At 44.7% G+C, this 25,166-nt stretch carries 25 protein-coding genes and 1 other RNA gene; 19 read left to right on the top strand and 7 right to left on the bottom strand.

The features are described from left to right. The first annotated feature begins 22 nt into the window (after window positions 1-22). From sspA to DL796_RS07695, 4 genes are all read left to right on the top strand, one after another. The gene (gene sspA, locus DL796_RS07710) at window positions 23-655 is read left to right on the top strand and encodes a stringent starvation protein SspA (RefSeq protein ID WP_110201123.1); all 633 of its coding nucleotides are present in this window, start codon (window positions 23-25) and stop codon (window positions 653-655) included. Continuing rightward, complete coding sequence (locus DL796_RS07705; RefSeq protein WP_110201122.1) at window positions 655-1,080, top strand: ClpXP protease specificity-enhancing factor; 426 nt, start codon at window positions 655-657, stop codon at window positions 1,078-1,080. Before sspA ends, DL796_RS07705 begins: the two co-directional genes overlap by 1 nt. 144 nt (window positions 1,081-1,224) lie before the next feature. Beyond that, a complete protein-coding gene (locus DL796_RS07700) occupies window positions 1,225-1,881 on the top strand; it encodes a peptidoglycan-binding protein (RefSeq protein WP_110201121.1) in 657 nt (218 codons plus the stop codon). Between the two features lie 41 nt (window positions 1,882-1,922). After that, a complete protein-coding gene (locus tag DL796_RS07695) occupies window positions 1,923-2,300 on the top strand; it encodes a hypothetical protein (protein ID WP_110201120.1) in 378 nt (125 codons plus the stop codon). A gap of 85 nt (window positions 2,301-2,385) precedes the next feature. Here the strand turns inward: DL796_RS07695 and DL796_RS07690 are convergent, their stop codons facing one another. From DL796_RS07690 to DL796_RS07675, 4 genes are all read right to left on the bottom strand, one after another. Further along, complete coding sequence (locus DL796_RS07690; RefSeq protein WP_110201119.1) at window positions 2,386-2,913, bottom strand: BON domain-containing protein; 528 nt, start codon at window positions 2,911-2,913, stop codon at window positions 2,386-2,388. Between the two features lie 2 nt (window positions 2,914-2,915). Continuing rightward, window positions 2,916-3,503: a phosphoheptose isomerase gene (locus tag DL796_RS07685; protein ID WP_110201118.1), complete on the bottom strand. Its 588-nt coding sequence runs from the start codon at window positions 3,501-3,503 to the stop codon at window positions 2,916-2,918. A 17-nt stretch (window positions 3,504-3,520) separates the two neighbouring features. Beyond that, on the bottom strand, window positions 3,521-3,889 hold the full coding sequence (locus DL796_RS07680) for a YraN family protein (protein WP_110201117.1): 369 nt from the start codon (window positions 3,887-3,889) through the stop codon (window positions 3,521-3,523). 95 nt (window positions 3,890-3,984) lie between these two features. Continuing rightward, on the bottom strand, window positions 3,985-5,832 hold the full coding sequence (locus tag DL796_RS07675) for a penicillin-binding protein activator (protein ID WP_110201116.1): 1,848 nt from the start codon (window positions 5,830-5,832) through the stop codon (window positions 3,985-3,987). Between the two features lie 65 nt (window positions 5,833-5,897). Between DL796_RS07675 and rsmI the strand changes: the two genes are divergently transcribed. From rsmI to rnpB, 3 genes are all read left to right on the top strand, one after another. Next, window positions 5,898-6,788: a 16S rRNA (cytidine(1402)-2'-O)-methyltransferase gene (gene rsmI / locus DL796_RS07670; protein ID WP_110201115.1), complete on the top strand. Its 891-nt coding sequence runs from the start codon at window positions 5,898-5,900 to the stop codon at window positions 6,786-6,788. 11 nt (window positions 6,789-6,799) lie between these two features. Continuing rightward, window positions 6,800-7,336: a DUF3016 domain-containing protein gene (locus tag DL796_RS07665; RefSeq protein WP_170114234.1), complete on the top strand. Its 537-nt coding sequence runs from the start codon at window positions 6,800-6,802 to the stop codon at window positions 7,334-7,336. Between the two features lie 83 nt (window positions 7,337-7,419). After that, an RNA gene (gene rnpB / locus DL796_RS07660) (RNase P RNA component class A) lies at window positions 7,420-7,781 on the top strand. A 643-nt stretch (window positions 7,782-8,424) separates the two neighbouring features. Here the strand turns inward: rnpB and DL796_RS07655 are convergent. From DL796_RS07655 to DL796_RS07645, 3 genes are all read right to left on the bottom strand, one after another. Then, entirely contained in the window at window positions 8,425-8,967 is a 543-nt protein-coding gene (locus DL796_RS07655; protein WP_110201113.1) for a TrmH family RNA methyltransferase, read from the bottom strand. A 194-nt stretch (window positions 8,968-9,161) separates the two neighbouring features. After that, window positions 9,162-9,392 carry a hypothetical protein gene (locus tag DL796_RS07650; protein WP_110201112.1) on the bottom strand — a complete coding sequence of 77 codons (231 nt, stop codon included), beginning with the start codon at window positions 9,390-9,392 and terminating at the stop codon, window positions 9,162-9,164. A 325-nt stretch (window positions 9,393-9,717) separates the two neighbouring features. Further along, window positions 9,718-10,668, bottom strand: coding sequence for a glutaminase (locus DL796_RS07645; protein ID WP_110201111.1), 951 nt, complete (start codon window positions 10,666-10,668; stop codon window positions 9,718-9,720). 663 nt (window positions 10,669-11,331) lie between these two features. On the opposite strand from DL796_RS07645, the gene mraZ reads away from it, so the two are divergent. Genes mraZ through DL796_RS07585 form a run of 12 tightly spaced genes read left to right on the top strand, consistent with a single transcriptional unit; the run spans window position 11,332 to window position 25,163 of the window. Beyond that, on the top strand, window positions 11,332-11,787 hold the full coding sequence (gene mraZ, locus DL796_RS07640) for a division/cell wall cluster transcriptional repressor MraZ (protein WP_110201110.1): 456 nt from the start codon (window positions 11,332-11,334) through the stop codon (window positions 11,785-11,787). 2 nt (window positions 11,788-11,789) lie between these two features. Next, window positions 11,790-12,734 carry a 16S rRNA (cytosine(1402)-N(4))-methyltransferase RsmH gene (gene rsmH, locus DL796_RS07635; RefSeq protein ID WP_110201109.1) on the top strand — a complete coding sequence of 315 codons (945 nt, stop codon included), beginning with the start codon at window positions 11,790-11,792 and terminating at the stop codon, window positions 12,732-12,734. Beyond that, a complete protein-coding gene (ftsL, locus tag DL796_RS07630; RefSeq protein ID WP_227593011.1) occupies window positions 12,731-13,099 on the top strand; it encodes a cell division protein FtsL in 369 nt (122 codons plus the stop codon). Before rsmH ends, ftsL begins: the two co-directional genes overlap by 4 nt. A 49-nt stretch (window positions 13,100-13,148) precedes the next feature. Continuing rightward, entirely contained in the window at window positions 13,149-14,915 is a 1,767-nt protein-coding gene (locus DL796_RS07625; protein WP_110201108.1) for a peptidoglycan D,D-transpeptidase FtsI family protein, read from the top strand. Further along, window positions 14,908-16,455 carry a UDP-N-acetylmuramoyl-L-alanyl-D-glutamate--2,6-diaminopimelate ligase gene (locus DL796_RS07620; protein WP_110201107.1) on the top strand — a complete coding sequence of 516 codons (1,548 nt, stop codon included), beginning with the start codon at window positions 14,908-14,910 and terminating at the stop codon, window positions 16,453-16,455. Before DL796_RS07625 ends, DL796_RS07620 begins: the two co-directional genes overlap by 8 nt. Next, on the top strand, window positions 16,452-17,849 hold the full coding sequence (locus tag DL796_RS07615; RefSeq protein ID WP_110201106.1) for a UDP-N-acetylmuramoyl-tripeptide--D-alanyl-D-alanine ligase: 1,398 nt from the start codon (window positions 16,452-16,454) through the stop codon (window positions 17,847-17,849). Before DL796_RS07620 ends, DL796_RS07615 begins: the two co-directional genes overlap by 4 nt. 2 nt (window positions 17,850-17,851) lie before the next feature. Continuing rightward, entirely contained in the window at window positions 17,852-18,931 is a 1,080-nt protein-coding gene (gene mraY / locus DL796_RS07610; RefSeq protein ID WP_110201105.1) for a phospho-N-acetylmuramoyl-pentapeptide-transferase, read from the top strand. A 30-nt stretch (window positions 18,932-18,961) separates the two neighbouring features. After that, the gene (gene murD, locus DL796_RS07605; protein WP_110201104.1) at window positions 18,962-20,281 is read left to right on the top strand and encodes a UDP-N-acetylmuramoyl-L-alanine--D-glutamate ligase; all 1,320 of its coding nucleotides are present in this window, start codon (window positions 18,962-18,964) and stop codon (window positions 20,279-20,281) included. Beyond that, window positions 20,278-21,498, top strand: coding sequence for a putative lipid II flippase FtsW (gene ftsW, locus DL796_RS07600; protein WP_110201103.1), 1,221 nt, complete (start codon window positions 20,278-20,280; stop codon window positions 21,496-21,498). The genes murD and ftsW overlap by 4 nt, the downstream gene beginning before the upstream one ends. Beyond that, window positions 21,498-22,730 (top strand): undecaprenyldiphospho-muramoylpentapeptide beta-N-acetylglucosaminyltransferase, encoded by a 1,233-nt coding sequence (gene murG / locus DL796_RS07595; protein WP_227593010.1) that lies wholly within the window; start codon window positions 21,498-21,500, stop codon window positions 22,728-22,730. The genes ftsW and murG overlap by 1 nt, the downstream gene beginning before the upstream one ends. Further along, entirely contained in the window at window positions 22,717-24,171 is a 1,455-nt protein-coding gene (murC, locus tag DL796_RS07590) for a UDP-N-acetylmuramate--L-alanine ligase (protein WP_110201102.1), read from the top strand. Before murG ends, murC begins: the two co-directional genes overlap by 14 nt. Then, a complete protein-coding gene (locus tag DL796_RS07585) occupies window positions 24,168-25,163 on the top strand; it encodes a D-alanine--D-alanine ligase (protein ID WP_110201101.1) in 996 nt (331 codons plus the stop codon). The genes murC and DL796_RS07585 overlap by 4 nt, the downstream gene beginning before the upstream one ends. The last annotated feature ends 3 nt before the right edge of the window (window positions 25,164-25,166 follow it).

Raw genomic sequence — 25,166 nt, 5'->3', positions numbered from 1 at the left:
CTTACTGTTTAGGAGAAAAAACATGGCCGTAGTCGCCAAACGTTCGGTAATGACATTGTATTCTGGTAATGATGTATACAGCCATCAGGCGCGTATCGTCCTTGCCGAGAAAGGTGTTAATTATGAAGTAGTCGAAGTAACTGCTGATAAAGTTCCGGAAGACCTAATGGATTTAAATCCATATGGCTCGGTTCCTACGCTTATTGATCGTGACTTAGTGCTGTATGAAGCAAGTATCGTCATGGAATACCTTGATGAGCGCTTCCCGCATCCGCCACTTATGCCGGTATATCCAGTGACCCGTGGCCGTAGTCGTTTGATGATGCATCGTATCGAAAAAGAATGGTACAGCCAGTACGAAATTATCGTTAATGGTACTGAAGCAAAAGCGAAGAAAGCTCGTAAAGAGTTACAGGAAAGTATATTGGCATTATCACCAGTATTCGCGAGTAACCCTTACTTTATGAGCGAAGAGTTTTCGCTAGTAGATTGTGTCATCGCACCGCTTTTATGGCGTGCTGAGCAATTAGGAATTGAAATCAGTGGTCGCGGTAGCAAAGCGATCCACGAATATATGGAACGTATCTTTGAGCGCGAATCTTTCAAAGTCAGCTTGACTGAAGAAGAGCGTGAAATGAAATTAGGTCTCATATAATGGCGAGTTCCTCGCCATTACAACCTTATCTACTCATCGCTTATTACGAGTGGATGATAGATAACGGTTGGACGCCTCAGGTGCTTGTGGACTGCTCGCACAATGAGGTGAATGTTCCACAACAGTTTGCAAACGACGGCAAGATTGTTTTAAACATTGCGCCAGAAGCTGTGGCAAATTTTGAGCTTAATCATGATTTTCTAAGCTTTAGTGCTCGATTTTCAGGTAAATCACTCGACATTTATATTCCTATGAACTCAATCGTTGCCATTTACGCGCGCGAGAATGACCAGGGAATCATGTTCTCTCCAAATATGTATGGGGATGGAAGTGCTCCTAATTCGGGGGACGTCGATGGTGATGGGCCTGATGACGATCCACCAACACCACCTAAAGGAAGACCTAACCTGAAAGTGGTTAAGTAATTATTGGTTAAATAATAAGCCGTTTTATTTTTAGAAGCAGTTCATTACGAACTGCTTCTCATTTCTCAAGTATATCCCAGAATATTTTTTTAGCGTTTATATAATAGACCTTTCGTCAAAGCAAAGGACTAAAGGGATATATTTATGCTAAGACATGCAGTGGGTAAAAATGCAACTAATCATGCTTCGGATGTGAAAGTCATACAAACACTTCTAAACACTACTCATCGTAACTCTTCAAAAAAATTACTGACCGTAGACGGGCTTTATGGCAATAATACGGCTAGAGCTATAGAGGGTTTTCAGTCACGTTTTATGCGTAAACCGGATGGTGTTATCTCACCCTATAAAAACACCATTAAACGATTGTGCCCAACTATTTATAGCAACCCAACTGGCAAAGGTATTCGACGTATGGATCCTTATGGCAGTGGCGAGTACGGCGCCTCTAGAGGCCGCAGAACTCATGATGGCGTAGACTACAGCGCTCAGGCCGAGCAGAATGTTGTGGCGCCTATATCAGGCCGTGTATTAAGAATATCTTGGCCTTATGCTTCAGGTATTGACGCGAATGTTCTCGAAGGTGTAGAAATTGAAGCAAGCGACGGGACCCGCTGTTGGGTATGGTACATAAAGCCAAGTGTGAATATTATAAACCAAGTTGTTAAAGCCGGCGTAAGCGTTATCGGCAGAGCTAAAACATTGTCGAACCGTTATAGTAAAAATATTACAGATCATGTTCATGTGCGCATGCAGACGCGTTTCGGGTCTTCGGTTAACCCTTCAACTGTTATCAAATAAGAGTCTTAGTAGTAAGTACTCAAGAAAAGAGAGCATCGATAATGAAAACATTAATTAAAGTGATATCGATAGGCGTTGTTATCGCTATGACACAGTCCTGCAGTATTTTTGAGCAAAGTACGAGTCCGGTGAACGCTACGACAAGCGTGACTAAAGGTAGCTATATGTATGGTAGTGAAGTGAGCTCGTTTCAGCCATGCGGCACGGAGAAAGAGCTTTGGGTTATTGGTGATGAAACCATTACAGGTGAATTGCACAATGACTATATGGAGATGGTCGAAAAGCCCTATGAGCAGGTTTTTGTTCGCTTTAGAGGTCATCAACTGGAAAAGGCAAACGAAGGCTTTGCAGCGGATTATGATGGGCAATTTAAAGTGACTGAAGTGGTAACTATGCAAAAAGATGATATTTGCCAATAGCTCGGGATAAAATTAAAAAAGCCGAAACGTTTCACCTGGCGTTTCGGCTCTCTCTTATTTCAATGATTTCTTTGTCTGATAGTCTTTAGTTTATATACTCGAATATCTTTACGACTTTTTTGACGCCCGCTATATTTCTAGAAACGAGGGCCGCTTTGTCGCCTTCTTCGCGCGTCACCAGTCCCATCAAAAAGACTTCACCGTCTTCGGTAGTAACTTTGATGCGCTTAGAGTCCAACCCTTTCTCGGCGGCTAAGCTAGATTTCACTTTTGTAGTGATCCAGGCGTCTGACATGCCGCTGACTTCGTTTGGATCTTTAATGCGAAGCTCGTTAAACACTTTGCGTATTTCAGGGATACCACGGATCTCATTAGATACTTGAGCTTTAACTTTTTCGCTCGGAACTTGACCGTATATCAGCACATATAGGTTGTGGCTTTCTACGCCAATATAAGAAGGTTTGTTTTTTTCTTCTATGGCACTAGTTAGGGTGCCGACACGACGCTCTATACTATTGTCTTCAGCCAAGGTGCCAAAGGTTGTACAGCCTGGTAAGAAAAAAGCTGCGACGGCAGCTAGTGTTACTATGCGCAATGTTTGTTTTAATATCATGGTTATGCCTCAGTACCAAACAAGGTGTTATCAATATAATCACATAAAGCGTGAATCACGACTAAGTGAACTTCCTGTATTCTTGCGGTGGAGTTTGAGGGGACTCTTATTTCGACATCATTTTGTCCAACCAGTCCCGCCATTTCGCCACCGTCCTTGCCTGTTAAAGCGACGATTAGCATATCCTTACTGAGCGCAGTTTCCATGGCATTGATCACATTACGAGAATTACCGCTGGTGGAAAACGCTAACAAAATATCACCAGGTTGCCCAAGAGCTCTCAGCTGCTTTGAAAAGACTTCATTGTAGCTGTAATCATTCGATATTGAGGTCAATGTACCTGTGTCGGTGGTCAGCGCAATAGCAGGTAAGCTAGGACGTTCACGTTCGAAGCGGTTAAGCATTTCCGATGAAAAGTGCTGTGCGTCGCCAGCGGAGCCACCGTTACCGCAAGTTAAGATTTTGTTACCAGCTAATAAAGAATTAACCATAATTTGGCCGGCCTTGGCGATAGACTCAGGTAAAGAGTCAGCGGCCGCAATTTTGGTTTGAATACTTTCTGTAAATATATCGCGTATACGTTCTATCATGGATAGCCTGATTTGTATTACCAGCCTGGCAGTTGAAACGCATTTTTAAGCCAATCAGCCGATAAGGATTTATTGGTTAATGTTACGGAAACCACATCAAAACGACAATTAAGTTGTTGATATTTTTTTGCCTGTTGCAAAAAAAAGTGTGCCGTTTTGATGATTTTCTGCTGTTTAGCGTAATTCACGCTTTCTGCACCACTGCCATGGGAAGTGTTTGCTCGAAAGCGCACCTCAATAAACACAAGATAATCTCTATCCTGCATGATGAGATCTATCTCGCCATAACGAGAATAGAAATTGCGCTCAATAGTTTTAAGCCCTTTGCCTTGAAGATAACCTTCTACAAAGCGCTCAACCTTGTCACCTTTCGTCCTTGAAAGCATCACTTATCATCCTACGTCTTACAAAAATTTATTACACTTTAGGCTTTCTGTTAAAGCATCTTTTGACGCTCTAACCAGCTAAAGCTCTATTCGTTTTAATAGTCGCTATTAATGGACTGGTTTAAGGGGATTACCTTACCACCTTTAAACTTGCCCCAAGATAACTGGCGTACGAAACGACCGTAAGCGTCCATACTTAAATCACCAGATAGCCCCTGAATATGATATTGGCTGTCTTCTGTAAATTGCCGAAGCTCTGGAATGATTAAATAGGCATCATGACCCAAAGCGAAAAAGCGCGCCAAGCTGTTTGTAGAGTTTGGCACTAGCTGACTCATTTTACGGCGGCTGTCCCTAATCGATTCAGAAGAACCTAGCATCCAGGGAGCATCAGTAAAAGAAATCCCATCTAAATCATTGTCACGAGTAGGGCTAGTGCGACCTTCGTAGATGGTTGAGGTCGAGTAGACCGGTAAATTATAAGCATAATAGTAGTTAAGGTACGGTTTGATGATGCGTGCCTTGTCTACTTTTGAAATCATAAAGATAAAGTCGGCGGTGGCGGAGCCTTGACCACTGGCTTCGATCGGTACATTGAGAAAGTTTTGCAAATCTTTAGCGCGCTTCTCAGCCTGATCTGCGCCAAGCATGGCCATCACGGCTGCTTTAACATTTTGGTTGTGTGAAATGTTAGCAGTCTTGACGACAAAGCCACCGAGCTGTTCAAATTCATCAGTAAAAGCTTCTACCGCACGCTTACCCAGCGATGAGTCGGCATTAATGATAAATGCTCTATCTTGGCCCTGTTGGATTGCGTGACGCGCTATTTGACGTGCTTCATCTTCTATCGGTAAACCAAATTGAAAGAAGTTACTCGGCATGTAGCTTTGGTCCAAGCGATTCAAAACCAAGGTAGGGATTGGCAAGCTAGCTTGTGCCGCTAAATCGTCAATATTGGGTTTTAACAAAGGCCCGACGATAAAGTCGACGCCGTCTTCAAAAGCATTTTGATAAAGGGTTTGAATATCAATACCGTTAGTGTCATAAACCACAACATCAGCCGCTTCGCCAAGGCTTGCTTGCTCGTAATAGCTCGCCATAAAGCCGTCACGGATGAGCTTACCCACAGGAGCTAGTTTCCCGCTCATAGGAATCATTAAGCCTATTTTTTGTGGTGCGCTGGCGGTAAAGTCGAAGGAGCCGATTTCGCTTAAATCAATATAATCGTAAGCTGGGTGGTCTGGATAAATTTGCGACCACTCATCCATAGCAGTAGCCATATTATTGGCGTTACGCATAAAACGATGGCGGACAATGGCCATATCTAGCCAACCAAGCACATAATGCTCCGAGGCTCTCGAGCGTTTAAGTTCAATGGCACCTACCGGTGATTTCATGAGCTCCTGCCAAGCTTTATCTCGCTGCTGCTCTAAGTTGCCGTATTCTTCGAAAAGGTGATCTGCTTCTAGGCGCACAACCGCAGCGTCGGCTAAGCGATTATTGGCGACTAAACTATCGGCGAGTGTTGCTGCAAAGTGGGCCTGCCAGTCGAGGCTATGTTGTTGTGGGTTGCCAATCGACTGTAACGCACGAATAGACTCGAAAGGTTTATCCTGCGTTAATGCCACTTCACCGAGCAATAAATAATATGCATCGCGATCGTCTAGCGGTAACTCCGTGGGTTGGAAGCTTCGTAGCAAATTATAAGACTCTTCAGAGCTACCCATATTGTGGTAGGCGATAGCGGCTTGAAGTTTGAAAGGTGCTTGTGCCGTCCCTTGGTGTTGCTCAGCCTGTTGTAAGTAAAATTCTGGCGACTGTGCAACGCGATCACGGATCCTCTCGTCGCTAGACGATTGGCGTGGTTGCGTAGTGACACAAGAAACCAGTAATAAGCTAAAGATTGCTAATGATAGGTTCTTGTTGAAAGACTTTTTTGTCATAATTCCAATCTCAATAAAGAGTTAATGCTATTCTAAGCTTTAGGGCGCAACAAGGCAAAGTACCAATGACAGATTTGACAGATTCTCACAACAAAAATTCACCGCAAATCAACCAGTTCGACGAGAAGGGCTCCTTATACGTCGTAGCTACGCCGATTGGTAATATTGATGACCTATCTTTTCGTGCCATAAAGACCCTACAGCAGGTTAGCTTAATTCTTGCTGAAGATACGCGTCATAGCCAAAGGCTAATGACGCACTACGATATTCGAACCCAGATGATGTCTTTGCACGAGCACAATGAAGAGGCTCGAATCGAGCAGATTGCTAACAAACTGGATGATGGCCAGTCGGTGGCGCTGATTTCCGACGCTGGAACGCCGTTAATTAGCGATCCTGGGTTTAAGCTGGTGCGAGAACTGCGTCAGCGTGAATATGCCATTAGTCCAATCCCGGGCGCAAGCGCCTTAATTTGCGCCTTATCTGTGGCGGGCTTAGCTACTGATAGCTTTAGCTTCTGGGGATTCCTTCCCTCGAAAACCAATGCGCGAAAAGAGCGTTATAAAGAATTATCTGAGCACAAAGAAACGTTAGTATTTTACGAATCTTCGCACCGTATAGCTGATAGCTTAAATGACTTAGTTGATGTTTTTGGTGAGAGGCATGTTGTTATAGCGCGCGAATTAACCAAAAACTTTGAAACTATTCTGTCGGGTCCTGCGTCTATAGTACTAGAGCAGGTTAATAATGACTCAAACCAACAGAAAGGTGAGTTTGTTGTGATGGTCGAAGGCTTAAGCAAAGCAAATGAAGGTTTAAGCACAGAAGCAACATCCATTATGACGCAGCTGTTAACCGAATTACCGCCGAATAAAGCGGCCAAGCTGACCGCGCAAATTACAGGTGTTAAAAAGAAAGACCTGTATCAATGGGCGCTACAGCAGAAATCAGATTAAGCGGAGGTTTTATGAAGAGTTATCAACGAGTTATAGTGAGTGCTATCGGCGTGTTAGCGCTAAGCTGGGGAACTGCCAGTATGGCTAACTCAGATAAAGAGTCCAAGCAGTCACAAGCTGGTATTCAGGTTGAGTGGAGCGACTTTAACGATTATCGCGATGTCCGCGCCGCATCAGAGCCGAGAGGCACTTTCCACAAACGCGTCAAAAAGAGCTTTGAGAAGTTCTTCAAAGAATACAGTAATGAACTTCCCGAAGGTCAAATGCTGAGCATTAAGATCCTCGACTTAGACTTGGCTGGACATGTAGAGCTTGGTTCGACGCGTGATATTCGCGTGATGAAAGATATCCACTTCCCACGTATGGAATTTAGTTACATTCTAACTGATGACCAAGGAGCAGTATTGAAAGAAGGTGAAGCAAACCTCAAAGATATGAACTACTTACATCAAGATCGGGCTTGGAAGCGTGCTCGTTACAAAGAGGGCTTCTACTATGAAAAACGTATGTTCCGCGAGTGGTTTGAAGAGACATTAGGAAAAAGTTAATTTTCACTATACTGTTTTGCCCCGAAAAGGCAGGGAAACTAAGTTTTTCTTGCCTTTTTTTGTATGAAGACTAAACTTGCTGCAAAGCTGGCCAGACAGTCGCTGCCTATGTTTTATAGGGAGAGGAAAGTCCGGACTTCACAGAGCAGGGTGCCAGGTAACGCCTGGGCGGTGTAAACCGACGGCAAGTGCAGCAGAAAGAAGACCGCCGATGGATCTTAGTTCGCTAAGTTCACAGGTAAGGGCGAAAGGGTGCGGTAAGAGCGCACCGCGCTACTGGTAACAGTTAGCGGCAAGGTAAACCCCACCCGAAGCAAGACCAAATAGGGTTCCGTACGGCGTTGCTCGCGTTGGAACCGGGTAGGTTGCTGGAGCCATCGAGCGATTGATGGCCTAGACGAATGACTGTCCACGACAGAATCCGGCTTATCGGCCAGCTTTTCTTTTTATTTTAGTCCCCTCGTCATTGCGAGGAGCAGTCACAACAGCGACGTGGCAATCTCTGTTAAGCTTGTCATTCCAAACAGTGACTATAGGGAATACCTTTAGGTAATTTGGAGCCTAGGCTTATTGTTAGCAGTCTATTTCGCCACTCGGCGAGCCACTTTTTCTTGTGCGAGCAAGAAAAAGTGACCAAAAAGAAACACGCCCCGATATTGAGGTCATGTAAACATGACTACCTGTTCTATTTCCAAAATACTTAACGCACCAGAGTTTACAGCACATCCCTGTGCTGGAAACTCTTACCAAAATCATCCACGATTTTGGTTTGCTATATTTTGTAAATAGCACAGCTCAATATAAGGGGAAATTGGCGCAATCTTGTGCTTTTAGTGCCCCGTTAAAGTTAGCCGAGCAAAGAAAAGTTATAGCGTAAATTAGGCATGGAGCCTAATTTAGCTAAGAGGAATAGGTGACTGCAAGGAATCCCCGAAGGGGAGGTTTCGTTTAGCGGCGCGTAAGTAACATGGATGAGCGAGGGCAGTCCGAAGGACCTAACGATTTGGGGTGCCTTTTCTTTTGGTTCGTTTTTCCCTAAAGGGATTCCCTTCGGTCGCTTAGGCATGCAAAGAGAATGAACATGTAAATTAAATAACCGCTAAAGTAAGCCCGTAAACCGCTATCCCACAAGCAGTAGCGACGTTCATGGAGGAGTTGTGGCCGAGCATGGGGATGTGGATGGTGATGTCTGCTAGGTCTAGTAATTCTTTACTAACGCCTGTATTTTCCGAGCCTAAAATTAGGCAGACTTTCTGGTCGTTTTTTAATTGTAGTTCTTGTAGTGGAACGCTGTCGCTGGTGATTTCTAGGGCGATGATGGTGTAGTCGTTTTTCTTTAGTTTGTCTATTAGCTCAATTGGCGAGTCTATGGATTCATAAGGCACGTACTTTTCGGTGCTGCGCGAGGTTTTGCGGATTTTGTTATTAGGTGGCGTTGGGGTGTCGCCGGATAGGTAGATTTTTTCGACACCGAGTGCATCGCTGATGCGAAAAAGGCTACCGACGTTCATGGGCACTGTGATGTCGTGGGCTAATAAGCAAACAGTTCTGGTTTTAGATTCTTTTTGTGTTGATGAGAGCTGCTTTTGCGCGATGTGATCGGTGTGTTCTAGCTGACGATTTTTGCTCATGTTTTGTTTTTGTTTCTAGGCGTCACTATAGTTTGCCCGAGGCTTTATATTTTAGCAAAGAGCATTTTATGGGTTGGTAAAAATATAAGATAAAAATCAGCCAGCGCAATAACTATAGGGGGTAAATTGTTGCCGATTAAGGCTGCGCTGGCTGTAGCGCTGAATTAAAACTGGCAAAGAGATCTTTATCGAGTTTATGACTCTTCTTCGCCAACTTCTTCAGATTGGGTTGTGACTAGACCGCGAGTATGATCACCGTAGACCGGTTGTTCATTACGGAGCATATCCATCATGATTTGAAAGTCTTGACCATTAACGGAAACACTTTTTTCGCGGGAGTTGTCGTAATAGGTGAACCAGAAGTGACCACGGTTGCGGCTAGAATCCCACCAGCCTTGGTATTTATGGATTAGTTTTATCGCCATAATAAATTCCTTTTACTTGGTCTATCGTTCATTTCCCTTAAGGTTGGGTTATGTTGATAGGGAGTTGCACATCCAACACAACTCCCTATTTGATCAACATGCTCTTATCGAGCTTTCCCTTCCTTAGGACTCTTTCCATAGAGTGCTCATCCTGAGCTTAGTCCTTAATTGCCACATTCCTTGGCGTAATCTTCTTCCTTGTGCTCGCTTCCTTGTGAGCTCAGCCTGTCCTTTGGCTTAGTCATTATTAAACAATAAGCACTTTGGATTCTAAAGAGCTAAACGATGAAGCTTTTGTGAGACATTGACTATAATTAGGTTGCGTTTAGTCGTATTCTAGTTCATCGAAAAGTGGTGTTGGGCCGAAAACGTTGGACTGGGTGATGGTGGTAAAGAGCTCTAACGCCTTGATCCCTTTGCTCGAATTCCCCTTACTATTCAAACCAGGGCTCCATACCGCAATACTGTATTGATCGGGGTAAATAGCAACAATCCCGCCACCAACGCCACTTTTTCCTGGGAGCCCAACTTTAAAGGCAAACTCGCCAGCTTCATCATAAAAACCACAAAGCAACATGATGGCATTAATACGCTTGGTTTCTTGTGCGGTAAGTATGCGTTCATTATTTAGCGGGTTTTTTCCACTTCTGGCCAAGAACATAAAGGTTTGCGCCAGATCTTTACAGCTCATTTCAATCGAGCAGAGATGGAAGTACAAGTCTAGGACTTCATCAACGTCGTTTTCGATATTGCCATAAGACTTCATCAGGTTGATGTGGGCGTTGTTCTTAAAACCACATTCTTTTTCCGACTGGGCAGTTTCTTCACAGTAATCGATCGATGGATTACCAGAAAGCTTACGCACGAACTCGATAAATTCTTGATAAGGATTGTCGAGCTGACTCACTAAAATGTCGCAAACAACGATAGCACCGGCGTTGATGAGCGGATTTCTTGGGATACCTTGTTCGTACTCGAGCTGCACTAAAGAGTTAAATGGACTGCCCGACGGCTCGACGCCAACACGCCTCCATAAGTCAGTACCTACTAACTTGAAAGCGTAGACCAGTGAAAGAACCTTTGAAATACTCTGAATAGAAAAGTTTTCATGGATATCGCCATGATCATACTCATGACCTTCCTCGGTGACCAAATACATGCCAAATTTATTGGGGTTCGCTTTAGCTAGGGCAGGGATATAGGTTGCAACTTGCCCAATCTCGTCAAAGTCTCTGAGTTCTTCGCTAATTTGTTCAAAAATCTCTTTGTAATTCATAGCGTTAAGTTTTGATAAGCGATGCCATCAGTCTAAGCAACTCTAGCCTAGATTGCTAGGTATTGAGCTGTGAGACTTAGATTTTATACAAAAGACTACATTTCCTCCTGCTACTGGCTTTGAAACCATTATTAATAGCAATGAGAAAGGAGGCACAGGGAAAAGCGAGCTTCACTCTGTGAAATGTAAATTTATCCTCACTTTTGGTCAAAAATCGCCTATTTTTAGGCGAATCATCCAGCAGAAATGACTCTGCCCATCTTCTTAACTTAAAGTAGTTTCTAACTTATAACGCTAATTCAATGAAAAATCTCGCTTTTATTTTTTGCTGTTTGTTAGTGCTAACTAACTTCCTCTAAGTGATTGTCAAATAAGGACATTTTTCACATTTTCCATGCATATTTGCCTTGCAAAAAACACCTAAACTTCATATAGTGTAGAGAAGTGGAGAAAAGTGTCGCAAAGTGGATCGTAGAGGATCAGTGACGATCAAAACGATTTACTGAGCGTGGTAACAAACCATCATTACTGATGGCGAGCTTTAAAATAAGACCCTTGAAAGAGTCTTGCTAATACTCTCTCCTAGCAACTCTCTTTCAAGACTCTTACCTAAAGTAGCCCTTAATGATGCAACAGTCGAGTTAATCGGGGTTAAAGAAGCCAATGTTTAGAGGCGCAACAGCAATTAATATGGACGCGAAAGGTCGAATCGCCATTCCGGCGAAGTACCGTTCGCGTTTTCATGATGCTTGCGCTAACCAAATCGTGGTGACTATTGACCTGTTTGACCCGTGCTTATTGCTTTTCCCGCTTCCCCAATGGGAACAACTCGAAACCACTTTAGATACTTTTTCCAATACTGATCCTAATCAACGTCGTATTAAGCGTATGTTGCTCGGGCATGCTTCAGAGCATGAAATCGATGGCAACGGCCGCATTCTACTACCTCCTGTTCTTCGTGAATACGCACATCTTGAAAAAGAAGTGTTATTAGCGGGCCAAGGCAAAACCTTCCAGATCTGGAACGAAAGCAACTGGCACAAGAAGATTGAGGAAGATGTGGCTGCGTTAGGTGATGCTCCATTAGATACTGAAAATTTACCGGACCTGGCGTTTTAAGCATGAAATCAAAGCATGAAAAAGCTGCGCACGATTCGGTTCTACTAGATGAGGCAGTGGAGGCTCTGGTGATCAATCCTGACGGTATATACATCGACTGTACCTTTGGCCGTGGTGGCCATAGCCGAGCAGTCTTGTCTATGCTTTCGGACAAAGGCCGTTTAATGGCCTTTGATAAAGATCCACAAGCAATAAAAGAGGGACAAGCGTTAGAACAAGAAGACGCGCGATTTGAAATTATTCATGAAAGCTTTTCCCTTTTAGAACAAAAGGTTAGCGATAAAGGATTAGTTGGCAACATCGACGGAATTATGATGGATCTTGGGGTTTCATCGCCTCAGCTCGATCAAGCAGAGCGCGGCTTTAGCTTTATGCAAGACGGCCCGTTGGATATGCGTATGGACACGACGCGCGGACAAACGGCGGCAGAATGGATAGCACAAACCGATGAAGAAGACATGGTTTGGGCGTTTAAGACTTTTGGCGAAGAACGTTACGCCAAACGAATCGCGAGAGCGATCATTGAGAAGCGACAAAAAGCCCCTATTAGCCGCACTTTAGAATTAGCGGCCATTATAAAAGAGGCACATCCACGCTGGGAAAAGCATAAGCACCCAGCAACTCGCTGTTTTCAAGCAATTCGTATTGCGGTAAACCGCGAGTTGGATGACTTAAAAGATACTTTGGAGCAATCGCTTAATTGCTTGAAAGTCGGTGGCCGATTAGTCGCCATCAGTTTCCATTCGTTAGAAGATCGAATGGTCAAACGATTTATACAGAAGCAGGAAAAAGGCCAGGATTTTCCGCCTGGCTTACCGGTGACAGAGGACATGATAAATCGCCGGATGAAAAAAGTCGGCAAGTTCACCAAGGCAGGTGACCAAGAGTTAGAAAGAAATAACCGCGCGCGAAGCGCGGTTATGCGTGTAGCGGAGAAGATTTCTTGAGCGCAAGCAAAAATAGCTCCGCTAAGAAAAAGGTTAAAGAAACCAACAGCTTATGGCCTTTTTATAGTTTGATTGCAGTTTTTGGCCGACGCTTTGGTGTGATGTTGTTAGGCGTAGTCGTGGTCATTTCAGCGATTACAGTGGCCCACCAAACACACCAGTTACGCCAGGCAACGATAGAGTTTAAAAAGTTGCAAGACGAACAAACAGCGTTGGATTTGCAGTGGCAAAAACTGCGTTTAGAGCAAAGCGCTTTAGCCGATCACAGTCGAGTCGAGAAGCTGGCGCAGGAAAAACTGCAGATGAAACACACGGATACAGAAGACGAAATAATTATGAAGCCATCCCTACGGGGCAAAGAGTAGCGGCAAAAAGTAACGACAAAGAGAAATAAAGGCACGGTATATAAAGAGCATGAAAAAAGTTAGAAACCGTAAAGTGAAAACAGTACCACTATGCACATGGCGTTATTACGTCATGATCGTAGTATTGCTGTGCGGTTTCTTTGCTCTAATGGGGCGTGCGGCTTACCTACAAGTGGTTAATGCTGAAGATTTAGCCAAAGCTGGCGATTCTCGCTCCATGCGGGTGAAAGGTATTTCTAGCCACCGTGGTCTGATTGTTGATCGTAATGGTGTTGAGCTAGCGCGCTCAGTACCTTCTGAGTCAATCACGCTAGATATAAAGCGCTTACTTGAAACGCCGAATATTCTACAAAGCAAAGAGTGGAAAGCGTTCGCGGCAGCACTAAAACGAGACGAAGACGAATTAAACCAATGGGTTATGAATCGCTCGCAACGTCGTGACGTATGGTTGGAGCGCCAAGTTGACCCTAATGTCGCCTTGTACATTAAACGCTTAGATATTAACGGCGTGAATTTTAAAACCGAGTATCGCCGTTATTACCCAAGCGCAGAAGTCACAGCGCACGTCGTTGGCTTTACCGGCGTTGATGACAAAGGCTTAGAAGGCGTCGAGAAAGCATTCGATACATTCTTAACAGGTAAGCCTGGCAAAGAAAAAGTTGTCGTAGATCTATACCGTCGCGTAGTCGAAGAGCGCGGTGTCTTAGCGCAAGCGGAGCAAGGAAACGATCTACAACTTAGTATTGATTCACGAATCCAAGCGGCAGCTTATAAAGAATTAAAGAGTGCGGTTTTATCGAATGGCGCCAAAGGTGGTTCTGTAGTGGTACTGGATGTCGATACTGGTGAAGTGTTGGCAATGGCTAGTCAGCCGTCATTTAACCCTAACCGCTCAGACAGTCGATTGCCAGAATTAACGCGCAACCGTTCGATTACTGACATGTTCGAGCCGGGCTCAACTGTTAAACCATTAACTGTAGTCAGCGGCTTAACCAGCGGTAAGTTTAACGTTAACTCGACCATTGATACTTCGCCAGGGCGCATGTTCTTAGATTATGCCTATGTTCGAGACCACCGTAACTACGGTGTTTTAACGCTTGATGGCATTATAAAAAAATCCAGCAACATGGGTGTGGCGAAAATTGCGTTAGAGCTTAGCGATGAAGAGTTCTTGAGCACTTTATACAGTGTCGGTTTTGGCGTCGAGACTGGCCTTGGAATTCAGGGTGAAGCAGATGGTAAGTTGATGCCCAGACCGAACTGGTCACGTCATGAAAAAGCCACATGGTCATACGGCTACGGCTTTATGGTGACGCCTATTCAGCTAGCGCAGGCCTATTCAATTTTGGGCTCTGGCGGCATTAAACGTAATCCAACATTGCTAAAGCGTGCACAAGGCGAAGAAATTCCTGGTGAGCGTGTGATTGAGCCAGAAATTGCAACTGCCGTGGTGGCAATGATGGAGCAAGTCACGCAAAAAGGTGGTACCGGTACACGCGCTCGTGTTGATGGTTATCGCGTTGCTGGTAAAACCGGTACCTCGCGTAAAGCAGTACGTGGCGGTTATGGCGATGAATATGTGACTTATTTTGCCGGATTAGTGCCAGCAACTGATCCAAAGTTTGCCATCGTGGTGATGGTCGATGAGCCTGCGGGCGATAGCTATTACGGCGGTACAGTATCAGCGCCAGTGTTCGCTAAAGTCGCAGATACAGCTTTGCACTTATTAAACGTCGCTCCTGATGGTGAGCTGAAACAACCAGCCATAGCCACTGTGACAGCTGGCGTGGGACAGCGAGGGGGCAATCATGACTAATGCCAAAGCGAATAGCTTTAAGGCTCAAGCGCTGTCAAAAGTATTGAAAAAAGTTATCAGTAAAGAGCAACTTGGTGAGCTCGGCTCAATCGAAGTTACAAATGTGAGTTTAGACAGTCGAGCAATCACAGACGGCTCGCTCTTCATTGCATATCCAGGTTTAGCGACCGATGGCCGCGCTTATATGACCCAAGCTGTAAAAGCTGGCGCAGCGGTGATAGTTGCAGAAAAAAATGGTTTGGAAGAGTTTGTTGAAAGCGGTGGTGATGTATCGATCTTAAAAGGCATCCCACTTATTGCAGTGACAGATTTAGTGCAAGCCAGTGGCGATATTGCAGCACGTTTTTACGGTAACCCTACACGAAAAATGTCTGTAACAGGCATAACGGGAACTAACGGTAAAACCAGTTGTTGCTATTTATTAGCGCAGGCGTTGGAGTTTTTGAACTACCCTACATTAATGCTAAGCACCATCGGTAACGGCAACCCGACTGCTTTGAAGGCGACGACTAACACCACGCCAGACCCAGTTTCGTTGCAGCGTATTTGCGGCGAGTACCTGCAGCAGAAAAATCATTACATGACGATGGAAGTTTCTTCCCATGGTTTGCAGCAAGGTCGCATTAACGGTGTTGAATTTAGCGTTGTAGTATTCACCAATTTGTCGGTTGATCACCTTGATTATCACGGTGATATGGAGTCTTACTTCCAAGCCAAGCGCGAGTTGTTCCTGAAAAAAGATTTGAAAGCTGCGGTGATAAACGCTGACGATGAATACGGTCGTCGTTTATTACAAGACGATGCTATTAAATGCAAAAAGATTGCTTATAGCCAGGCGGGTCAAAACTCTGAGCTTAATATCGAAAACTGGATTACAAGTGATCAGGTTGAACTGAGCTTGAATGGCTTAAAGGCAGATTTACACACGCCTTGGGGCAGCGCCAAGTTACACTCAGAGTTACTTGGGCAGTTTAACTTATCGAATTTAATGGCTGTCGCTGGCGCTTTAGGTGCGATGCTTGGCGATAGTAACAAGTGGATTGTGGCGCTAAACTCGGCACGCTCGGTTCCAGGCAGAATGCATCAGTTCAACGCCGACGGTAAAGCCACAGTTGTTGTGGATTATGCGCATACCCCTGATGCACTCGAAAAAGCGATCCAAGCATTGAAAGCACATTGTGATGAAGGCGACGTTTGGGCAATTTTCGGCTGCGGTGGCGATCGTGATAGCTCTAAGCGCGCCATCATGGGCAAGGTAGCGGAAGCTACCGCAGATAAAGTGATTATTACTGACGATAATCCGCGCACCGAAGAGCGCGACGAGATTGTTAGCATGATTCGCCAAGGCATGACAAATCAAGAGACGCCGTACATTAGCAGTCGTTTCGAAGCTATTAAATATGCACTTGAGCACGCCAAGCCACAGGACATGATCTTAGTCGCAGGTAAAGGTCACGAAGATTACCAGGTCATCGGCACTGAAAAAATTGATTATAGCGATCTTGAGTCAGTGAAAGCTTTGATGGAGGACTTAGTATGATTCCGTTGAAGTTATCTGCTATTGCAGAGTTCTGTGCTGGAGAGTTAGTCGGTGCTGACTTAACCATTGAAAAGGTACTAACAGACAGTCGCGCAGACTGTACTGGCGCTTTGTTTATTGCTCTGGTTGGCGAGCGCTTCGATGCTCATGAGTTTATTGATGTAGCGGAGAAACAAGGCGCCGCAGCTTTAATGGTCAGCAAAAAAGTAGAATCGGCTCTACCGCAAATCATTGTTGAAGATACAGAAAAATCCTTAGGCCAGTTAGCGCGCTTAGTGCGTCAAGAAGTAAACCCAAAAGTGGTGGGAATTACTGGTAGCGCAGGCAAGACAACGGTAAAAGAGTTAGTCGCATCGATTTTACGCATAAAAAGCTCTGATAATAAGGAGAGTGTTCTAGCGACTAAAGGCAACTTTAATAATCATATTGGTGTGCCGCTGACACTCTTAGAGCTAACAAAAGAGCACGAATATGCAGTGATTGAAATGGGCGCGAATCACCAAGGTGAGATTGCCTATTGTGCGAGTCTGGCTATGCCTGACGTCAGTGTGATTAATAATGTGGAACCTGCTCACCTCGAAGGCTTCGGCTCGATCGAAGGCGTAGCAAAAGCAAAATCAGAGATTTATCAAGCACTTGATGCCAATGGCACGGCAATCATTAACCTAGATTGTGAGTTCGCTTCACAGTGGCAGGAAGAGTTTATTGACTGTCATAAAGTTACAGTGTCTCGCCATAAAGATGCCCACTTTAGCGCTAATAATGTGCACCTAAACTCAGCAGGGTTGGTGACATTTGAATTGATTAAAAGACATCTTACGGGTAAAGAAAGCGCCACAATTAGCTTACAACTGGCTGGCTTCCACAATGTATCTAACGCTTTAGTTGCAGCTGCAATTTGCAGTCAACTTGATGTGGATATAGAAACCATTAAGCGTGGTCTAGAAGAAGCTGGCGCAGTGAAAGGCCGATTAAACCTAATCGCGGGACAGCAAGGCACTCTGATTATTGATGACACTTATAACGCTAGCGTTGGCTCTGTCAAAGCTGCCATCGACGTTTTGGTTAATAAAGCGGGTGAGCATGTATTTGTCTTTGGTGATATGGGGGAGCTTGGAACTGAGAGCGCTCATTACCATAAAGAAATAGGGCAATACGCCAAGGACAAAGGGGTTTCGAAACTTTATGCGACCGGTAAAGAAGTCGCACATACCGTTGAGGCATTCGGTCAAGGCGCAAAATATTTCGCAGATAAAGAGGCGTTGATTGCAACCTTGCTGAGTGAAATAAACTCAACACAAATAATTTTAGTAAAAGGCTCGCGCAGTGCTCGCATGGAACAGGTAGTACAAGCGTTACAAGAGTCACAACAAACAGAAAAGAGGGGAGGTTAACCATGCTAACCTGGTTGGCAGAATATCTATCACAATTTTACTCAGGCTTTAACGTATTCCAATACTTAACCTTTAGATCGATATTGAGTGTGTTAACGGCACTGGGTATTTCGTTGATAGTAGGACCTCCAATGATTCGTCGCTTGAGCACCTATCAGATAGGTCAAACTGTTCGTGACGATGGCCCAAAAACACACTTGAGCAAAGCGGGCACGCCGACTATGGGCGGTGCCTTGATTATCGTTGCGATTGTCTTGGCATGTTTGCTTTGGGGCGAGTTAGAAAATCGCTACTTGTGGGTTTGTTTAGTCGCAATTGTAGGCTTCGGTTTAATTGGTCTTGCTGACGATTACATCAAGTTAGTACGCAAAGATCCAAAAGGCTTAATCGCTCGTTGGAAGTATTTATGGCAGTCGTTGATTGGTGCAGGTATCGCCATTTATTTATTCTACACGGCCAGCCCCCAGGAAACTCAGCTACTAATTCCATTCGTTAAGGACGTGATGCCGCAATTAGGTTTGATGTTTATCTTCATGACCTATTTCGTGATTGTCGGCACCAGTAATGCGGTCAACTTAACTGATGGGTTAGATGGCCTGGCGATTTTACCGACAGTTCTAGTAGCCGGTGGCTTAGGTATCTTCGCATACCTTACGGGTAACCAGGTCTTCTCAGAATACCTCTCGATTCCTTATATCCAAGGCGTAGGTGAGTTGGTGATTTTCTGTGCTGCAATTGTTGGCGCAGGCTTAGGATTCTTATGGTTTAACACTTACCCAGCGCAAGTCTTCATGGGCGACGTGGGGGCGTTAGGTTTAGGCGCCGCGCTTGGCACTATTGCCGTGCTGGTTCGTCAGGAGTTAGTGCTATTTATTATGGGTGGTGTGTTCGTTATCGAGACGGTTTCGGTCATTTTACAAGTTGGCTCTTACAAGCTAACCGGTAAGCGTATCTTCCGCATGGCACCGTTACATCATCATTATGAATTAAAAGGCTGGCCAGAGCCTCGAGTAATTGTTCGTTTCTGGATTATATCGTTGATTCTTGTGTTGATTGGTTTGGCAACACTGAAGATTCGTTAAAAAAAAGCTAAGAAAAGGTATTTAAAGTTAATGCACGTAATTGAACAAAAAAATCGTTTGATTCTCGGTCTTGGACAGACTGGGCTTTCGGTTGCGCGCTATTTAGCTGAAAACAATCAGCCTTTTGATGTCATGGATACACGCGCAGAAGCACCGGGTGCCGACCAATTAGCGGCTATTAAAAGCGATGCTTTAATTCCTTGGGATGGCAAAAAGATGCTGGGTTATGAGCAACTAGTTGTTAGTCCGGGGATTGCGGTAACTCACCCAGACATTGCTGAAGCTCAAGAATATGGCGTAGAGATTGTTGGCGACATTGAGCTCTTTGCGAAGGCCAATCGTTTGCCGGTTATCGCTATCACGGGTTCAAACGGTAAAAGCACAGTCACAGAGCTGGTCGGTGAATTACTTAAGGCAAGCGGCTTAAAGGCGCTAGTTGGTGGCAATATAGGGCTCCCAGCTTTGGACTTGTTGAAAAACACATGTGATGACGCAGTAGTGGTGTTGGAGCTATCGAGTTTTCAATTAGAAACCACACACTCGCTAATGCCAGTGGCGGCGACAATTCTAAATGTGTGTGAAGATCACCTGGATCGTTACGCAGATTACAAGGCTTATGTCGAAGCGAAGCAACGTATTTTTGAAAATGCCGAGAGCATTATCGAAAACACAGAAGATGAGCTAACACAGCCAGAAAGCACTAAAGCGAAGCGTTTGTCTTTTGGTTTTACTGAAGCGAGCGATTGGCAGGTCGATGTTAATTCGGGTGAGTTGCGACGTGGTCAACGAGTCGTACTAAAACTGCAAGAACTGACTCTACAAGGCGCTCATAACGCCCTGAATGTTGCAGCGGCATTTGCACTACTAGAAGCGGCTGGTGTGGTTATTGATGATGCCGTGGTTGCTTGTGCTAAAGAATACAGTGGTATGCCACATCGCAGTCAGTTAGTCGCTGTTAAAAATGGCGTGACCTTTATTAACGATTCTAAGGCGACAAATGTTGGTGCAACCGTGGCAGCAATTAATAGCTTCGCACCGCAATTTGATCAAAGAATCATTCTTATCGCTGGCGGTGATGCTAAAGGCGCTGACTTATCGAGCCTAGAAGAGAGCATTCGAAGCCATGTGAAAAAAGTGGTGTGCTTTGGTAAAGATGGCGCAGATATTGCCAAACTCGATTCCACTAAGTCTGTACTGGTAGCAAATCTGAACGAAGCCATTGAGCAGGCTGTTGCCTTTAGTGAATCAGGGGATTGTGTATTGCTATCACCAGCTTGTGCCAGTTGGGATATGTTCAAAAATTATATTGAGCGTGGTGAGCAGTTTGAAAAACAGGTGGGAGCTTTATGATGAATATTACTCAAGCTTTACGCCTAGGTGATTTTGTAGAGCAGTTAAAGCTCTCCGATCCGCGCACACGCTTAGATCCATGGTTATTAGGTCCTGTCATCATATTGCTAGCTATTGGTGTGGTGATGGTAGCGTCGAGCTCAATGCCTTACGCCGAAGATCACATGAACGGTAACGAGTATCACTTTTTGGTGAGACATTGTATTTACTTAGCCATAGCCATTGTCGCTTCAGTGTGCGCGCTACAGTTAGATACGCGCTTCTGGCAAGAAAAAGGGCCGATACTGTTATTGATAGGGATTTTGTTACTAGTCGCGGTGTTAATTGTCGGCCGCGAAGTAAACGGTAGTAAGCGTTGGATTGGATTGGGTCCATTAACCTTACAACCTGCTGAGTTAATGAAGTTCTTTATTGTGATTTATCTAGCGGGTTATTTGGTGCGCCGAAGCGACGAGCTACAAACGCAAATTCGTGGTTTCATTAAACCATTAGTCGTTATTGGTCTGGTCGTTGCGTTCTTATTACTACAACCTGACTTCGGTTCATCGGTGGTAATCGTTGCTACAGCTTTAGCCATGATGTTCTTAGCTGGCGCCCGCTTGTGGCAGTTCATTACATTGACTGCATTTGTCGGCATCGTCATGGGGCTCGTTGCTTGGCAAGAACCTTATCGAATGAAGCGTTTAACCAGTTTCTTAGATCCTTGGGCTGATCAGTTTGGTAGTGGTTATCAATTAGTGCAGTCGCTAATTGCCTTTGGCCGTGGCGATTGGTTTGGAGCTGGTTTAGGAAATAGCGTACAGAAACTGTCGTATTTACCAGAAGCTCATACCGACTTCGTATTTGCAGTATTTGCCGAAGAGTTCGGATTTATCGGTGTTGCTTTAGTGATTTTCTTGTTCGCTATAATTTTTATGAAGAGCTTACATATCGGCCGCCGTGCTCTAAAAATGGAGCATTACTTTGCCGCCTATATGTCTTATGGTTTTGGCTTTTGGTTGAGTTTACAAGCACTGATAAATATTGGCGTGGCCAGTGGTTCGCTGCCAACAAAAGGCTTAACGCTACCCTTTATTAGTTACGGTGGTAACTCGTTAATTGTGAGTTGTGTTGCCATGGCGGTGTTATTGCGAGTTGACTTTGAAGTTCGTCGCAAAGAGCACGAGTATTCAGCAGCGAAAAAGTCTTATCGTGGCAAAAGCCAGGGGGAGGCGTAATGAGTCAATCTGTGGAACAAAAAACAATGCCAAAAAAATCAGTTAATAAAACTATCTTGCTGATGGCTGGTGGCACTGGTGGTCATATTTTCCCTGCGTTAGCGGTTGGCAAAGAGTTACAACAGCAAGGCTGGAAGTTGCACTGGTTAGGTTCAGAAGGTGGCTTGGAAGAAGAGTTAGTTCCTAAGCACAACATTAAAATGACGTTGCTACCGGTAAAAGGTATTCGCAAGAAAGGCTTGTCATCGATTATTAAAGCGCCGTTTCAGTTACTAAAAAGTATTTGGTTGGCTCGTAAAACGATTAAGAAAATTCAACCAGACGTTGCCCTAGGGATGGGTGGTTTCGCGAGTGGCCCAGGTGGCATTGCCTCAAAACTGTGTGGCGTGCCATTAGTATTGCATGAACAAAATGCTATTGCTGGAATGACGAATCAACAACTTAATCGCTTTAGCAACATTACATTGCAGGCTTACCCGGGAGCTTTTGTAGAAACTGCAAAGTTAACGACTGTGGGTAATCCAGTACGAACAGACCTCATGAATCTTATGTCGGTAAAAGAGCGCATCAAAATAGAAGAAGGCTCGATTAAGATTTTAGTTATTGGTGGCAGTCGTGGCGCATTGGTCTTAAACCAAAAAATTCCAGCCATGCTCGATATCATTAATGATGGTTTAAAAATTAAGGTTCGCCATCAATGCGGCGGTGGCAATTTAGGTGATGTAGCTGCGCGCTATAAAGAATTAGAGAATGACTTAGTCGAACATGATGTAACTGAGTTTATTGATGATATGGCAGCTGCTTACGAATGGGCGGATTTAGTGATTTGCCGAGCAGGCGCCTTAACTGTTGCTGAAATAGCTATGGCTGGCGCTGCTGCAATCTTTGTGCCGTATCCGCATGCTGTTGATGATCACCAGACGCATAATGCGCGTTACTTAGCGAATCAAGGTGGCGCCATTATTATTCAGCAACATGATTTAGACGTAGAAAAATTGGCTGAACTAATTACCGCTTTAGCCAATGACAAAAGCCGAATAATTGAAATGGCTACAATTGCTAAAAGTCTGGCTAAACCGCAGGCAACGGAACAAGTTGCAGAGTACTGTAAACGTGCGGCGGTTGGGCAGTTTGAGATTATGAACACAACGAAACACAACGAAGAAGGGACAGTTGTAAAAGACGAAGCTACCTCTAATGGAGCTACGGAGAATACTAATGAAACAAAATAGTACACAACAAGTTGTCCCAGAAATGCGACGCATTAAGCGAATTCATTTTGTTGGAATTGGCGGTGCTGGTATGAGCGGTATCGCTGAGGTGTTACTGAATTTGGGCTATAGCGTAAGTGGTTCTGATTTACGTCAAAGCCATGTGACTGACCGTCTTAAAAGTTTGGGAGCGGAGATATTCCTAGGCCATAGAAGCAACAATATTTTAGATGTGGATGTGGTGGTTTGCTCGACAGCAATCCCGAAGCAAAATCCAGAAATCGAAGCAGCCAGAGAGCGCCGTGTACCAATTGTACGTCGCGCCGAAATGTTGGCTGAATTGATGCGCTTTAGACACGGCATCGCGGTAGCTGGAACTCACGGTAAAACCACAACTACAAGCTTACTAGCCAGTATTTATGCAGAAGGTGGCTACGATCCTACTTTTGTTATCGGTGGCTTACTAAATAGCGCTGGATCAAATGCCAAGCTAGGAAAAAGTCGCTACTTTATTGCGGAAGCTGACGAAAGTGATGCCTCGTTTTTACACTTACAACCGATGGTTTCTGTGGTTACGAATATCGAAGCTGACCACATGGATACTTACGGCGGTGACTTTAAAAACCTAGAAAGTAACTTTCTAGAGTTTTTACATAACCTGCCGTTCTATGGTTTGGCAGTGTTGTGTGTCGATGATGAAACTGTGTGTGACTTGGTACCTCGTTTATCGCGCCCAACGGTGACTTACGGTTTAAGTAAAAAAGCTGACGTGCGAGCGATAGATTTTGAACAACGTGGCACTAAGAGTTTCTTTAAAGTGGTGCGTCGAGATTGCGTCGGGCAGCTGGATATCGAACTGAATTTACCAGGTGTGCACAACGTACAAAATGCATTAGCTGCGATTGCAGTAGCGACTGAGGATGGTGTCAGTGACATTGCTATCCAGAAAGCGCTGAAAGAATTCGAAGGTATCGGTCGTCGTTTTCAGATGTATGGTGATTTTGAAGTAGGCACCAGAAAAATTACATTAGTGGATGATTATGGTCATCACCCGAGCGAAGTCAACGCTACTATTAAGGCGTTGCGCAAAAGCTGGCCTGAACGCCGTTTAGTCATGGTCTATCAACCACACCGTTATTCTCGTACACGTGATTTGTATGAGGATTTCTGTAGCGTGCTGAACGAAGTTGATGAGCTCTTAATGCTTGAAGTTTATTCTGCGGGCGAAGAGCCAATTCCGGCAGCCGATAGCCGAGCTCTGTGTCGCAGTATTCGTCAGCGCGGAAAGATTGAGCCAATATTTGTTGAGTCGATTGATGAGTTACCTGAAGCCTTACACCACGTCTTAGAAGACGGCGATGTGTTAGTTACACAAGGGGCGGGCAATGTAGGTTCGCTTGCACCGAAGTGGGTTGAAGCTGATTTAGATTTTGAAAGTTTGATTAAGAAGGACGAGCAATGAGTTTGAATAAAGCCATTACTGATCCAAAAGACTACGGCAAAGTTGCTGTGGTTTATGGTGGCTTTTCTGCTGAGCGTGAGATCTCGTTGATTTCAGGTAATGCCGTCCACAAAGCGCTGATAGATGCGGGCGTTGATGCACACAAAGTCGATCCAAAAGAAGACGGACTTAACGCTATCACTGAACAAGGCTTTCACCGCGTTTGGAATGCACTACACGGTCGCGGTGGCGAAGATGGAGTGATTCAAGGTTTCTTAGAGTTAAACAATATTAGCTATACCGGCAGCGGCGTAATGGCATCAGCCATCACCATGGATAAGTTGCGTACAAAGCTATTATGGAGTGCACAAAACTTACCTGTTGCTAAGCATCGCATGGTGCGCACGGGAGAGCTGGCGCTTGACGAAGCTCAAGATTTATTAAGCGAGCTTAACGGGTGCGTCATGGTTAAACCGATTCGAGAAGGCTCGAGTGTTGGCATGGCACGTGCTGACAGCCCTGAGCTTTTGCAGCAAGCAGTTGCTGAGGCGAGTAAGTTTGATGACGAAATCATGTTGGAGCAGTGGATTAAGGGCGAAGAGTACACGGTTGCGATTTTAAATGGCAAAGCGTTACCGAGTATCCGCGTCATGACGCCACACACGTTTTATGATTTTAAAGCGAAATACAACAGTAAAACGACTGAATACCACTGCCCAAGCGGTTTGTCAGCAAACGAAGAAGCCGAGCTTGCAGTTATAAGCGAGAAAGCTTTTAGGTCTTTAGATTGCTTTGGCTGGGGGCGCGTCGACTTTATGCGTGACACTACAACCAGCGAGTGGTTATTGCTTGAGGTGAATACGGTGCCAGGCATGACAGAGTCATCGCTTGTACCAAAAGCTGCCAAAGTAAAGGGCATTAGTTTTAAAGAGTTGGTGCTGAAGGTTTTAGATACCAGCGTGGCGCGAGATAGTGCTTTGTTCTCAGAGTTTAAATCTGAGAAAGGAGAGTAAGTA

Source organism: Kangiella spongicola, from assembly GCF_003194565.2.
GTDB lineage: Bacteria > Pseudomonadota > Gammaproteobacteria > Enterobacterales > Kangiellaceae > Kangiella > Kangiella spongicola.
Note: the sequence above shows the minus strand (reverse complement) of the source record. Positions and strands in the feature narration are given on the sequence as shown.